This is a genomic window from Corynebacterium sp. 13CS0277 (genome assembly GCF_002994655.1).
Taxonomy (GTDB): Bacteria; Actinomycetota; Actinomycetes; order Mycobacteriales; family Mycobacteriaceae; genus Corynebacterium.
Window position 1 is genome coordinate 19334 of sequence record NZ_PPDL01000003.1, and the last position, 13733, is coordinate 33066.

Sequence of the window (13733 nt, forward strand, 5' to 3'; positions counted from 1 at the left end):
GCGCATCTCCCTTGGGCAACAGACGACAGAGAAAAAGCACCACCGCCGGGGAATGCATCCTCGGCGGTGGTGCTTGGGGTGAAGGGCAACCGGTCTGAGACCTGGTGGGGAACTACTTGTTCTTCTTCTTGCCCTTGTTCTTCTTGCCGGCCTTGCCACCCTTGCCCTTGGCGGGGCTGGCGGCCTTGGTCGCCCGGATGGCTTCCGCGGCAGCGGCCGCCGGGTTGTGCGCGGCAGCACCGGTGGCGCGGCTAGCAGTGGCGGCAGCCACGGCCTTGGCGCGGGCGGCAGCCTTCGCACGGGCCTCAGCCTCGCGGCGGAGGCGATCCTGCTCGGCGGCGATGCGGGCCTGCTCTGCTGCCTTGCGGGCGGCGAGCTCGGCGGCCTTGGCGCGAGCGGCGGAATCCGCGGCGGTCGGGCGGGCAACCGCTGCCGGGCGGGCGGCGGCTGCGGTCGGGCGGGCGGCCTGCTGGGCGGCGCGGGCCTGCTCGGCGGCGCGGCGGGCTTCTGCTGCGGCGCGGGCGCGGGCCTGCTCCTGGGCGTCGCGGCGCGCCTGCTCGGCGGCCTTGGCGCGGGCGGCGGCGATGGCCTGCTGGCGGCGGGTTTCCTCGGCCTGCTTGCGGGCAGCTTCCTGGGCGGCCGCCTTCGCGGCAGCTTCCTCGGCGGCGCGGGCGCGGGCCTGCTCGGCGGCCTTCGCCGCAGCTTCCTCCGCGGCAGCCTGTGCGGCGGCCTGGGCACGTGCAGCCTCCTCGGCGGCAGCCTGGGCGCGGGCCAGCTCGACGCGGTGGGCTTCGGCCTCGGCGCGCGCAGCCTCCTCGGCGGCGCGGCGACGCTCCTCCTCGGCCACCCGGCGACGGGTTTCCTCGGCGGCCTTCGCGGCGGCGGCCGCGGCGCGGCGTGCCTCCTCTTCGGCGCGGGCGCGGGCTTCCGCCTCGACCTTGATGCGGGCCTCGGCTTCGGCGCGGGCCCGGGCTTCCGCTTCGGCGCGGGCAGCGACGGCGGCGGCCTCGGCTTCGGCGCGACGGCGGGCCTGCTCCTCGAGGCGGCGGAGTTCCTCCTCGGCGGCGCGGCGGGCCTCCTCCTCGGCCTTCGCGCGGGCTTCGGCTTCGGCGCGGGCGCGCGCTTCGGCTTCGGCGGTGCGGCGGGCTTCTTCCTCGAGGCGGTGCAGCTCAGCTTCCGCCTTCTTCCGGGCTTCTTCCTCAGCGCGGGCACGAGCCTCGGCCTCGACACGGGCGCGGGCTTCCGCTTCGGCGCGGGCGCGGGCTTCGGCTTCTGCCTTGCGGTGCGCTTCGGCCTCGGCTTCGCGGCGGGCTTCTTCGGCGGCACGACGTGCTTCCTCGGCCTGCTGGCGGGCGGCCTCTTCGGCGGCCTTCGCCGCAGCTTCCTCCGCCTGCTGGCGGGCAGCTTCCTCGGCGCGGGCCTTCGCCTCGGCGGCGGCCTTGGCGCGGGCTTCGGCCTGGGCCTTGCGGCGAGCTTCGGCTTCTGCGCGGCGGCGCTCCTCCTCGGCCTGGAGGCGGGCGGCCTCCTCGGCGAGGCGGCGGGCTTCCGCTGCGGCCTTGGCGCGGGCTTCCTCTTCGGCCTTCGCGCGGGCGATGGCTTCGAGGCGGCGGCGCTCCTCCAGGGCCTTGGCGCGGGCGTCGGCTTCTGCCTTGATGCGGGCTTCTTCCTCGGCGCGGGCGCGGGCCTCGGCTTCGGCGGCGCGGCGGGCCTCCTCGGCCAGGCGTGCGGCTTCTTCCTCTGCCTTCCGGCGGGCTTCCTCTTCGGCGCGGGCGCGGGCCTCGGCCTCCTGCCGCAGGCGGGCAGCTTCCTCGGCGGCGCGGCGCGCCTCCTCCTCGGCGAGGCGGCGGGCTTCGGCGGCGGCCTTGGTGCGGGCTTCCTCTTCGGCGGTGGCGCGCGCAATCTCCTCGAGGCGGCGGCGCTCCTCCTCGGCGGCCCGGCGGGCCTCTTCCTCGGCCTTCCGGCGGGCAGCCTCTTCGGCGGCGCGGCGGGCTTCCTCTTCAGCACGTGCCTTGGCCTCAGCCTCGGCGGCACGACGAGCTTCCTCCTCGGCGGCGCGACGGGCCTCTTCTTCGGCCTTCGCGCGGGCCTCAGCCTCGGCGGCGGCGCGGGCTTCCTCCTCCGCACGGCGGCGAGCTTCTTCCTCGGCGCGGGCACGGGCTTCGGCTTCCTGCTTCGCCAGGCGGCGGGCCTCGGCCTCAGCCTGGCGGCGGGCGGCCTCCACGGCGGCGGCCGTGGCGGCGAAGCCACCACTGGTGGCCAGGCCGGCGGCGAAGATGGACTCGACGGTGCTCGGGGCAGCATCGGCCGCGGCGTCGGCGGCCGGGACGTCCTCGGCGGTGGGGGAGTAGAGCTCCTCGTCTGCGGCCGGGGTGTCCTTGTCTGCGTCGAAACGGAACGCATCCGCGGGTGCTGCGGCCTCCTCGGCGGGCGCCTGGGCTGCCGCGGCCTGCTCGGCGGCGAACAGGGCCTCCGGGTCCTGCTGCGCGGCGGCCTCAGTGCCGTCGAGGACGGCGTCGAAAGCCATGACGGCCGGCATGTCCTCGAAGACGGGGAAGGAGCCGACAGCGGCCTGGGCGCGCTCGTCGACCGGGGCCTGCGGGTTGAACGCATCCGGCAGCGCCTCGGAGCCAGCGGCTGCGTCGGCGGCTGCGTCCTGCGGGGAGGAGGCCTCGTCGTAGGTGAACACCTCGGCAGCCTCGGGCTCGAGGACTGCCGGGCCACCGATGTGCACCGGCACGGAATCGACCACATCGTCAATGTCGTCGACATCCTCCAGCACCTGGCCGGCAGCCGGGTCATCGGCGAAGAAGTCGTCGGCGGCAGCTTCCGCCACGTCCGCATCCGAGTAGGTGAAAGGATCGCCCGAGAAGGCCGCGGCATCGCCTGCGACATCATCCTCGTCGAGCTCATGCGCGCCGTGCGAAGGCTCCTCGGCGACACTCTCGGCGGGGATGTAGGGGCCCTCGGGCAGGTACTCGGAGTCCACGGGCATGGACTCCGGTGCCGGGGCGATCGGGGAGGCAGGGCCAAAGTCCTGCTCGAGGACTTCCGCCTGGTCGGGCAGCGGCTCGAAGCCGCCGTCGATCGCCTGATCGTAGGCGTCCTCCACCACAGCCGCATCGACAGCATCGACCCCATCGACCGCATCGACAGCGTCCGTGTACTCGGCGTATTCGGCGTACTCTGCGTATTCCGCGTACTCGCCGTCCTGGGCGAGCACAGCAGCATCCGCAGCGTCGAACTCGGTGTAGGTGGCCTCGACGGCGGCCGCGTCAGCAGCAGCCGCGTCGGTGGCGTCTGCGTCCGCTGCAGCCTCGGCGGCGGCATCCGCGGACTCTGCGGCCTGGGCCGCGGCGGCCGCAGCAGCGGCGGCGGCCTTCTTCTTGCGTCGACCAAAGATACCGAACAGGCCGCGCTTGGCGGGAGCCTCCTCGGTGGCGGTGGTCTCGGTGTCGGTCTCGTCGGCAGCCGCATCGAGTGCGGGTGCGTCGAGGGGACGCTCCTCGTCGGCGGCGAGTGCGGCGGCGAGCTTGTTGACGCGGGCGTCGTAGTCGCTGAGTTCCTCGCCGGTGGCGTCATCGTCGACGGTGGGCAGCACGCCCGTATCGTCGGCGTCCGTGACGGCGGGGATGACGCCGAACTGGGCGGTCTCCTCCGCGGAGGCGAAGGACGCGTCGCTGTACGGGGCCTCAGCGGACTCCGCTGCAGCGGTGACGTCCTCGGCGGCGAACTCGGCCGCGGCGAAGTCGCCTTCAGCGAACTCGCCGGTCATTGCCTGCTCGTCCGTGTACTCGGCATAGTCGGTGTACTCCACACCCTCGGCGTCGTCGGTGTACGCGCCCTCGGAGTACGCGGCGGCGAACTGGCCCTCGGCGTACTCGCCGTCGGTGGTTTCCGCGTACTGCCCCTCGGCGTACTCGACGAAGGCACCCTCGGTGAACTCGCCGTCGGTGTAGTCGGCCGCGCTGTCGCCCACCGCCTCGGCGGGGGCGTAGTCGGCGAACTCGTCGTAGGTCTCCTCGAAGGCTTCGTCGTAAGCACCTTCGGCGGTGGTCTCCACTTCGTCGTACTGCTCTGCCAGCTCTGCGGCCTCAGGAGCCTCTGCGGCACTGGCCTCAGGAGCACCGGCCTCGGCGGCGGTGGCGGCGGTGGCTGCGGCAGCCGCGGCGGCCGCCTTCTTCTTGCGGCCGAACAGCCCAAACAGGCCGCGCTTGGCGGGCTTTTCTGCGGCCTGCTGCTCGGCGGCGCTCGTCTCGTCCGCGGCGGGCTGCTCCTCGGCGGCAGGGGCAGTCTCGTTGGGCTCGTCCTCGCCGAGCGCATCCTCCTGGTAGTCGGGGAACGCTTCGTCGGCGGTGGTACCGCCAGCGGCGAAGACGGCGGACGCCTCGGCGGCCTCGACGTCGAGGGCCGCATCGGTGGCCTCCGTGCCGGAGAAGGTGAGGTCGCGGGTTTCTTCCGCGTGGGAGGCGACGGCGGCAGCGAACTCGGTTTCCTGCAGGGCGGCGACCTCGTCGCCCACCAGGGCGGACGGCACGTCGATGCCCGCATCGCCCTCGGCGGCGGCAAGTTCCGCCTGCTGGGCCTGGGAGTGCTCGTAGGGGGCGTCGAAAGAATCCGCGCCCGCGACGTGTGCGCTCGCAGCGGCCGGGGTGGCGGCGAAGACAGCTTCGGCGTCCTCGGCCTCGGTGTCCGTCTCGGCGTCAGCCTCAGACTCCTTGGCGGACTTGCCGAAGGGCAGCACCGCAGCAATGCCGACGAGGATCGCACCGAGGACCATGCCGACGATGGTGTACAGGGTGGTGGCCACAATCCACGACATGGTGCGCCCGGTCCAGGTGCGCGGGCTGAAGGAGTGCTCCAGGTTGTGCACCACGCCCAGCGGGCCGACGAGCCCCAACTCGCTCATGCCCTGCAGCACAATGTGGCCACCCACCCACAGCATCGCGAACGTGCCCACGTAAGACAGAATCGCCAAAATCACGGGCATGCCCTTGACTAGCGCCTTGCCGAGTTTCGATTCGGGGCGGCGCGACAGGATGTGCAGGCCGACGTCGTCCATCTTCACCAGCACGCCCACCACACCGTAGACGGCGACCGTGATGACGAAACCCACGAGGATGAGCACGGTTGCCTGGGTGGCGATGTCCTGGGTGCGGACATTGTCGAAGGCGATGAGCATGATCTCCGCGGAGAGCACCAGGTCTGTGCGGATTGCGCCCCGGACCAACTGGTCTTCGGCGGGCGCGCCCTTCGCCGCCACCGGGGTGGTGGAGCGGTGCCCGGAGAAGCGGTGGTAGATCTTCTCCGCCCCCTCGTAGCAGAGGTAGAAACCACCCAGCATGAGTAGCGGGGTGAGTGCCTGGGGGAAGATCCAGTTCAGCAGCATCGCGAGCGGCAAAATGATCGCGATCTTGTTAAACAGGGACCCTTGGGCGATGCGCCAAATGATGGGGATCTCGCGCGCAGGTGTCACCCCCGTCAAGTATTGGGGGGTGACTGCGGTGTCGTCGATGATGACGCCAGCTGCTTTCGCGCTGGTTTTCGCGGTCGCTGCGGCGACGTCGTCGACACTCGACGCCGCTGTCTTGGCGATGAGTGCGACGTCGTCGAGGAGGGCTGCCAATCCGCCGGCCATGTAAGTCGTCCTTGGGGTGGTTGGGTCAGTAAAGGGTAGGGGCGTTCTTTGTTTAACAGTAGTTGTCGGACTGCAAAGGCGCAGTAATAGCAAAGCCAACCCTTAAAGTATAGAGTGGTTGCATGTCGTATTCGCACGCGCTTGTTGAAACCGAACGTCCCGCCCGCTACGCCAAGCAGATGGCGGCTCACTTCTCCCACAAGATGGAGACCTCCTGGGATGGGGAGACTGGCACCATCATCTTTGTGGGCGCCGGCAAGGAGAGTGAGGATCCCCGCCGCGCCTTCGACGGCACCTGCGTGGTGACGATGCGCGCGGAGGAGGGGCGCCTGGCCATGCAGTTGGAGGCCCCGGAAGAGCTCCTCGACCGCTTTGAGGGGGTCATTGACCGCCACCTGCTGCGCTTCGGCGCCTCGGAGGGGCTGGCCTACACCTGGGCCCGCAGCGCCGGTGAATAAACACGAATAAACACCCCGCCTTCTCGCATCGCTGTACCCGGGCATAGAGCGCCCGGCACGGAGCGTCACTCGCACAGCACCGCGCGGCCAGTCATGAACACGACTGGCCGCGCGGTGTGCTGTGTGTGCTGTGTGCGCTGTGTGCGCTGTGTGTCGTGTGTGGACTGAGTGCGCCGAGTGTGTGGCTGGCGTGTGCGCCTCGTCGGGGCGGGCGCGTGGACGCGGTCCGTATCGGCCGGGCTAGTTCGCCTGGAAGGGGCTGACGTCCATCGCGTCGACGTCACCCGCGCAGACCTCGGCCTGGAGGGGCACCTGGAAGGAGTCGAAAGAGTTCGGCGGGAACACCACGGCCGCCGCTGCCTGGGCCGGCTGGCAGACGCTGGGGTCCATGGTGCCGGGGGAGGTGATGCGGATCGTCGCCGTGGCGCTGGCCTGCGGGCCGAGTCGGACTGCCGTGAACTCGGCGCCAGTGCGGGTGGCCGCGTGGCCCAGCTGGGTGCCGGCCGCGTTGACGAGGGAGACGCCCGGGTAGCCCAGTAGGGTGCAGTGGGGTCCGGTGTTCGTCACCTGCAGTCGGTAGAGCTGGTGGCCGGCGGTGCCCTGCGGGCCGTCGAGGCGGGCCTGAAGCTGGCCCGGTTGGCAGGCCTCCCGGGTGGCGGGGGAGGCGGCGCGCTGCTGCGATTCCTTCAGTGGTGGCAGTTGTGCCGCCTGCGCGGGCTGCTGTGCGGGGGACTGTGTCGGGTTGGCCGTGGTGGTTGCATCCACGGCGGGCGCGACCTCCGGGTGGGCGGTGGTGTGCTCGGCGGGGGTGCTGCAGCTCACAAGGAGGAGCCCGGCACCGCACACGGCAAGGCCGGTGGCCTTGAGCCGGGCGGCGGTGCTCGGAGTGCGCGGCGTGGGTGTCGTGTGGGGGCGGTGCGGGGCAAACATACTTTCACTCTAATCACATCTGTCACATGTGTGACGGGGTGGGGACGTTGATGTGCGTGACGGGCGCATGAAGAATGGCCACGTGTGCGGGGTACCTTGCGCGCGCCTGTGTGTCGGCGGGCGGTGAGGGTGTGGCTCGGGGCGCCTCGTCCGATGGTGGGCAGTCTGGGGTGGTTGTTTGCCCAATGTGGACTTCGTTGCCGCTCGGGCAGGAGGGTGTGGATGCGTCTCCGAGTGGGGTGGGTGGGGGTAATTTTTCGCCCCGGGAGTCACGTGGTTGGCTGTGTCGGATTGAACTGCGTTAACGTGGGCAAATTCATTCAAATTAGCGCATGTATGGTGTGGGGGGCGGGGGTAGAAAAGGTGGTCAACAAACTCCCCAATGTGGCGCATTCGCGACGTGGGATGTGTAACATGAGCGGCGTCCCCGCGGGAGTCCAGGCGCAACTGGGCTGAGAGACCGGTGATACACCCCCAGCATGCCTTTGGGGAGTTCTACCAGGGCATGCGTTGAGTGCGTGTGTTCGTGCCGGTGACCGCTAGAACCTGATCCGGATCACACCGGCGCTAGGGAGAGAGATTCATCTTGAGCACCCTTACTGTGTCTTCGTCTGCCACCACTGCCCGAAAGTGGCGCGTGGTCGACATCCTCGTTGCTTCCGTCCTCGGCATCGCCGTCGGCGTCGTGTTCCTCGTGTGGAACTCCGTCGGCTACGCCTGGTACGAGGCCGCCAACGCGCTGACCCCCGGCATGGGTGGCATCGCCACCGGCGGCTGGCTCATCGGCGGCACCCTCGGCGGACTGATCATCCGCAAGCCGGGTGCGGCCCTCTACGTGGAGGTGTTGGCCTCCATCACGTCCATGGCTGGCGGTAGCCAGTGGTCGATCTCCACCGTCTACTCGGGCATCGCCCAGGGTCTCGGCGCGGAGATCGTGTTCCTGCTCTTCGGCTACAAGGTCTTCAACATCCTCGTCGCCGCCCTGGCTGGCATCGGCGCTGGCCTCGGTGCGCTGGTCCTGGAGGGCTTCCTCGGCACCTTCGCCAAGGGTGCGACCTACGTCGCCATCTATGGCAGCACCATGGCTGTCTCTGGTGCGCTGATTGCCGGCGTGCTCATGTACTTCGTGGTGAGGGCACTCGCGGCGACGGGTGCGTTGGATCGCTTCGCGGCGGGCCGCGAACGCGGGCAGCTCGTCTAGCGCCCACAGCTTCGCGCAGTGCATCGTCTCGTGTCGATGGTGTGGAAAGGTCACAGTCCCCGGCGTGGTGCCGGGGGTGACCCACCCACAGCATTGATGCGAGTTTTTGCATATGATGTGGCGATGCCTCGCCCACAGCACCCATCCCGCTGAATAACCGGTGAAGCTCCGCCGCGGTGCGCGCGTCGTCATCCCCCTCTTTTTCGTCTGTCCTTTCCCCTCCACAGTCCCGCGCATGCCGCCGCGCAGCCCGTGCGCGGACTGCGCCGCTGCTATCGGGCGAGACCCCACCGAGCTGACGCCCCATCGGGCGCCGCACCCCTTCACGGTCGCACTCCTGGGCGCCGCAACCCTTGACGGCCGTACCTCTGGGGGCTGTGCCCCAGCGGTCGGTCACCCTGCGCGGAACGCGCGCTGCACCTTATATCTCGCACCAGCGGTGGCTGGGGTCATGTGCGTGACGGTGACCCGGGTGCAGATCCACTGGTTGCACAGCACAACACCGGCCCCCCGATGGGGGCTTTGCCTTCTTCTCTTTGTATGAACGATTCCTCATTACACACGCCACCGCTCGGGGTGACTGCCCGCGGCTACGGCTTCCGCCACGCGGGCCGCAAACTGCCCGCCCTGCGCGACATTGACCTCGACATCGCCCCCGGGGAGCGGGTACTGCTGCTCGGGCCCTCGGGCGCGGGCAAGTCCACCCTGCTCGCCGCCATGGGCGGGGTACTCGGCTCCAGTCCCGAGGACGGGGAGCACAGCGGCGAACTCCGCGCCGGCCGGCCCGGGGAGGTCGGCATGGTGCTTCAGGACCCGGAAGCCCAGACGATCTACACCCGCGTTGGCGACGACGTCGCCTTTGGCTGCGAAAACCTCGGCATGCCGCGCGAGGAGATCTGGCCGCGCGTGGAAGCCGCCCTGGAGATGGTGGGCCTCGAGGTGCCGCTGTCGCACCCGACGGCGGCACTGTCCGGAGGACAGAAGCAGCGCCTGGCGCTCGCGGGCGTGCTCGCGATGGGGGCGGGGCTCATCCTGCTGGATGAGCCGACAGCGAACCTTGACCCGGCCGGCGCGGAGGAGGTGGTGCGCTCCGTCATGGCCGCCGTGGAGGCCACCGGGGCGACACTCATCGTGGTGGAGCACCGCCTGGAACTCTGGGCGGAGCACATCGACCGGGTGATCGTCCTCAGCGCCGACGGCGGGGTCGCCGTCGACGGGCCGACCGCCGCCACCCTGGAGCGCTGCGCGGAGGAACTCACCGGCTTCGGCGTGTGGGTGCCGGGCGTGGCCCTCCCGGAGCGCCTCGCTGCGCCGCAGGCCGCCGCGGGACCCGTGCGGACCGCCACCACGGATGACGTGCTGGCGGGCGCGGTGCCGGACGCGGTGCTGTGGGCCGAGGGGCTTCAGTGCGGCTGGTCGCCGGAGGAACCCACCGGGCCGCCGCGGACCCTGGCGCTGCCGCGCGGGGCGACCACCGCGATTACGGGCCCCAACGGGGCCGGCAAAACCACCCTGGCACTCACCCTGGCGGGGCTACTCGCACCCGTGGCAGGGGAGGTGTGCGTCGCCGCCGACATCGCGGATGGTCTGCCGCCCACCCCGCACGCGTGGCGTTCCCGGGACTTGGCGCGCCGCATGTCCTACGTGTTCCAAGACCCGGAAGCCCAGTTCGTGGCCCGCACTGTGCGGGAGGAACTTCTCGCCACAGTGGACGCGCTCGCCGGCACGACAGGTCTGTTCCGCCGTCGCCCGCCCCGCGACCCCCAGATCGAGGCCCGGGTGGATGAACTCCTGGCCCGGCTGCGCCTGGAGCACTTAAGCGCCGCCAACCCGTTTAGCCTGTCCGGTGGGCAGAAACGCCGCCTGTCGGTGGCCACCGCCCTGGTGGCCTCCCCGCAGGTGGTGCTCCTCGACGAGCCGACCTTCGGCCAGGACCGTAATACGTTCATCGAGCTCGCCGACCTGCTGCGTGAGCTCAACTCCTCCGGCGTCACCATCGCCGCGATTACCCACGACCCGCACTTCGTGACGGCTCTTGCCACCCACCGCCTGGAGGTGACCCCGTGACCCGACAACTCGACGCCACTGAAACTGCCAATACAGTTGACGCTGCCGACACCACTCACACCGCCGACAGCACTGTGAGCACTGTGAGTACTGTGAGTACCCGGCTCGCGGCCGCGAGCCGCAGCACCCCTGCTGGCGCTGCGGATGGTGCCGACGCTGCCGCCGCCGTGGAGGCGGACCCTGCTGCCGCGCAGGGGGTGCGGCGCGCGACGACGCGCACGCCGCGCTGGGATGCGCTGGCGGGGGTGAACCCCGTGACCCGCCTGGCGGGCGTGATGATCATGGGCACGCCGCTGCTGTTCACCGTCGACTGGGTGTCGGCGGTGGTGGCCATCGTCATCGTGTGGGCGCTTGCACCGGTCTGCGGGGTGAGCTGGCGGCGCCTGCTGACCTCCTTGTGGCCGGTGTGGATTGCGGCACCGCTGGCCGGGCTGAGCATGCTGCTCTACGGCACCCCGGGCGGGAAGGAGTACTTCTCCTTTTGGCTTATCACCATCTCGGATAACTCGATTTCTTTGGCGATCGCGATCATGGCCCGCATCGTGGCGCTGGTCTCCCCGGTCATCGTCATGGTGAATAAAGTCGACCCCACGGAGCTCGGCGACGCGTTGTCGCAGATCTGCAAACTGCCCAGCCGCTTCGTCATTGGTGCGATCGCCGGTGCCCGGCTCACCAGCCTGTTTGTGCGCGACTGGTCCCAGTTGGAGCGCTCCCGCCGCGCCCGTGGCCTTGGCGACGGTGGGCGGGTGCGCCGCATGAGTAGCCAAACGTTCGCGCTGTTGGTGCTGGCGCTGCGGCGGGGCACGAAGCTGGCGACCGCGATGGAGGCCCGCGGTTTCGGCGGCCCCACCCCGCGCAGCTGGGCGCGGCCCAGCCGCCTGCACCGCCGCGACGCCGTCGTGCTGGCCGTCTGCGCCCTCATCCCGGTTGTCGCGGTGGGCCTGTCGATCAGTGTCGGTGCATTCCGGCTCTTCGGTCTCTAAGGCCGCCGTGGAGACGCAGAGCAACACCCATGCGCCGGGCCCGGTGGCCGCCGCGGTGGGAGAGGACTCCTGGTTCGCCCGCGCCCGGCGGGCACACACCATCTTGATCGATGGGCCGAGTGGCGCCGGGAAAACTACGTTTGCTTCGGCTCTAGCCGAGGTGTTGGGGCGGCAGCTGGTGCACCTCGATGACTTCTACCCGGGCTGGCGGGGCCTGGCGGCCGGATCGGAGATTGTGGCCCGGGATGTGCTGGCCGTGGAGTCTCCCGGCTACCGGCGGTGGCGGTGGGAGTGCGACGCGCCCGGCGAGTGGGTCGAGATTCCGGGCGGGGTGCCGCTCGTGGTGGAGGGCTCCGGGTGCATTACCCACGACACTGTTGCCGCGGCGCACGCCCGCGGCGGCGAGGTCCTCACCGTCTACATCGACGCCCCGCAGGAGCTCCGGCAGGCGCGGGCCTTTGCCCGCGATGAGGGCTACGAGCCTTATTGGCGGCTGTGGGCCGAGCAAGAACACGAGCATGTCACGCGTCGTTTCCCGGGCGCGGATGTGGAGTGGAATGATGGGCGGGTGCCTCTGCTTGTGCTCTCCGCCCTCATCCTCGTCGACGCTGAGGGCCGCATCATCCACGTCCGTAAACACGACACGACGAGCTTCATCATGCCCGGCGGGAAACGCGAAGCCGGTGAAACCCCCGCGGAGACTGCCGTACGGGAAATCGACGAAGAACTGGACGTGCGCATCCCGCTGGACGAGATCGTCCACGTGGGGACGTTCTCCGCGGCGGCCGCCAATGAGGCCGATACTTTTGTCAGTTGTGACGTGTTTGCGCTGCAGCACCGCCTGGCGGAGCACCCCACCCCGCGCGCCGAAATCGCGGAAGTCCGCAGCTTTACAGCAGCGGAACTCGCCGCACCTGCCCCCGCAGAGGACGAGGGGGCCGATATCATCGCCCCGCTCAGCCGGCTGGTGTTCCGCACCCTGCACGAGCAGGGCTGGCAGCCGCCCGCCCCGCGCGCATAACAATCCCCCGGGCCACTTGCCGAGCCAGGGGCTGCCCGCCTCGCGCGGCCGCGGGAGGCTCCACACGCCCGGGTTGATCCGCCCCCTGCGCTTAGCTGCTGAACGAGGAGCCGAACTGGCCCGGGGTGTAGGTGAGCACCGGCCGGAGCGGAATGGGTCCGTTGCTGGGGGCGGCGACCGGAATGCCCGTCTGGCGGTGAATCCAATCCAGGTGCTCTGCGACGGGCACGTACCAGCCCGTGAGCCCCGCCTGCGGGGCAGGCGCGGAGGTGTTGGCCATGCTGGCGACCGCCACGACCTCATCGCCCATGTACAGCGGGCCGCCGGAATCACCGTGCACGAGCCGGCCGCCGGTGGTGGTGACCTCAAGGTAGGACGACCCCGGGGTGGTGACCATGTCCTCGGTGGCGAGGAAGCGGCTGCCGACAATGCCTTGGGTTTCCTTGGCGACGAGCGCCGACTTCCCCCAGCCGGCGATGACTCCCCGCTGGCCGGTCGTGGGGTGGAAGGTCGCCAGCCGGGCCGGTTGGGCCGCCACCGGGGCGTTCATCTTCACCACCGCCAGATCGGCGTGGGGGCTGATGATGACGTCGGTGGCGAAGCGCTTCTCCCCGGCGGCAGTGTTGCCGACAGTGATGGCGGAGAAGTTCCCCTCGCCGACGCAGTGCCGGGCGGTGAGCAGCCACTCCGGGCTGATGAGCGTGGCGGTGCAGGTCGAGTTCCCCAACTGCACGGCCGCCGTCGCCTGGGCGGCGATGCCGCCGATGACCGGCGCGGCAAACACGAGCGCTTCCGCGGGCGCTGCCGTCGCCCCCAACGCGGCTGTGGTCGCAAGGACTGCGGCGGCCGTGGCCGCACGCAGGGACCCCGCCCGTCCCGCGCGGGTGGCAGTGGGAGTGGAGCTGCGGGGGAAGAAGAGAGGGGAGCGCATTAGCTGTGGTCTTTCATCAGTGCGTACACGGTGTCGAGCGGCCGGCCGAGGACGGCACGGCCGTCGGCGTCGCGAATGACAATCGGGCGGTTGAGCAGCTGCGGGTGCTCCGCCATCGCGGCGAGGAGCTCCTCTGCGGGGCTGTCCGCGGTCAGTCCCAGCTCTGCCGCGAGGGGTTCCTCGGCGCGGACAACCTCGGCCGGGGTGAGCCCACCGCGGCGTAACGTCTCGCGGAGTTCGTCCTCGGTGAGGGGATCGCTGAGGTAAGCGCGGATGGTGACGGTCTCCCCCGCGTCCTCAAGGGCGGCGAGTGCGGCCCGGGATTTCGAACAGCGGGGGTTGTGCAGGATCGTGAAGCTCATGGTGAGTTACCACCTTAAAAGACATCCAACAGTGACAGGTGCGCGCCGCACCAACGGTCGCGGGTTGTCCACAACTCCCAGGCTTCCCACGGGCGCCGGTGTGCCTGGGTGTGGAGTGCGCGCTGCGGGGGCGGCGGGCGGCAGG

The 13733-nt window shown here is 70.4% G+C and carries 9 protein-coding genes and 1 riboswitch; of the genes, 5 read left to right on the forward strand and 4 right to left on the reverse strand.

Annotation, left to right across the window (positions count from 1 at the left end; genetic code table 11):
• Positions 1-112: 112 nt before the first annotated feature.
• Complete coding sequence (locus C1Y63_RS13260; RefSeq protein WP_369831004.1) at positions 113-5635, reverse strand: DUF808 domain-containing protein; 5523 nt, start codon at positions 5633-5635, stop codon at positions 113-115.
• A gap of 122 nt (positions 5636-5757) precedes the next feature.
• Between C1Y63_RS13260 and C1Y63_RS01510 the strand changes: the two genes are divergently transcribed.
• On the forward strand, positions 5758-6093 hold the full coding sequence (locus tag C1Y63_RS01510) for a DUF2218 domain-containing protein (RefSeq protein ID WP_106014705.1): 336 nt from the start codon (positions 5758-5760) through the stop codon (positions 6091-6093).
• A 240-nt stretch (positions 6094-6333) separates the two neighbouring features.
• Here C1Y63_RS01510 and C1Y63_RS01515 read toward each other — a convergent pair whose 3' ends face one another.
• Complete coding sequence (locus C1Y63_RS01515) at positions 6334-7023, reverse strand: DUF4232 domain-containing protein (RefSeq protein ID WP_106014706.1); 690 nt, start codon at positions 7021-7023, stop codon at positions 6334-6336.
• Positions 7024-7442: 419 nt separating this feature from the next.
• Positions 7443-7614: riboswitch (TPP riboswitch) on the forward strand.
• On the opposite strand from C1Y63_RS01515, the gene C1Y63_RS01520 reads away from it, so the two are divergent.
• From C1Y63_RS01520 to C1Y63_RS13265, 4 genes are all read left to right on the forward strand, one after another.
• Positions 7610-8224 carry an ECF transporter S component gene (locus C1Y63_RS01520; RefSeq protein ID WP_106014707.1) on the forward strand — a complete coding sequence of 205 codons (615 nt, stop codon included), beginning with the start codon at positions 7610-7612 and terminating at the stop codon, positions 8222-8224. (Overlaps the previous riboswitch by 5 nt.)
• Positions 8225-8764: 540 nt before the next feature.
• Positions 8765-10291 carry an ABC transporter ATP-binding protein gene (locus C1Y63_RS01525; protein WP_106014708.1) on the forward strand — a complete coding sequence of 509 codons (1527 nt, stop codon included), beginning with the start codon at positions 8765-8767 and terminating at the stop codon, positions 10289-10291.
• Positions 10292-10527: 236 nt separating this feature from the next.
• On the forward strand, positions 10528-11274 hold the full coding sequence (locus C1Y63_RS01530; protein WP_255414022.1) for an energy-coupling factor transporter transmembrane protein EcfT: 747 nt from the start codon (positions 10528-10530) through the stop codon (positions 11272-11274).
• Between the two features lie 7 nt (positions 11275-11281).
• Entirely contained in the window at positions 11282-12295 is a 1014-nt protein-coding gene (locus C1Y63_RS13265; RefSeq protein WP_158256055.1) for an NUDIX domain-containing protein, read from the forward strand.
• 91 nt (positions 12296-12386) lie between these two features.
• Here the strand turns inward: C1Y63_RS13265 and C1Y63_RS01540 are convergent, their stop codons facing one another.
• Together C1Y63_RS01540 and C1Y63_RS01545 are read right to left on the reverse strand one after the other, a co-directional pair.
• Positions 12387-13226 carry a trypsin-like serine protease gene (locus tag C1Y63_RS01540; protein WP_106014709.1) on the reverse strand — a complete coding sequence of 280 codons (840 nt, stop codon included), beginning with the start codon at positions 13224-13226 and terminating at the stop codon, positions 12387-12389.
• Positions 13226-13588 carry an arsenate reductase family protein gene (locus C1Y63_RS01545; RefSeq protein ID WP_106014710.1) on the reverse strand — a complete coding sequence of 121 codons (363 nt, stop codon included), beginning with the start codon at positions 13586-13588 and terminating at the stop codon, positions 13226-13228. The genes C1Y63_RS01540 and C1Y63_RS01545 overlap by 1 nt, the downstream gene beginning before the upstream one ends.
• Positions 13589-13733 lie beyond the last annotated feature (145 nt).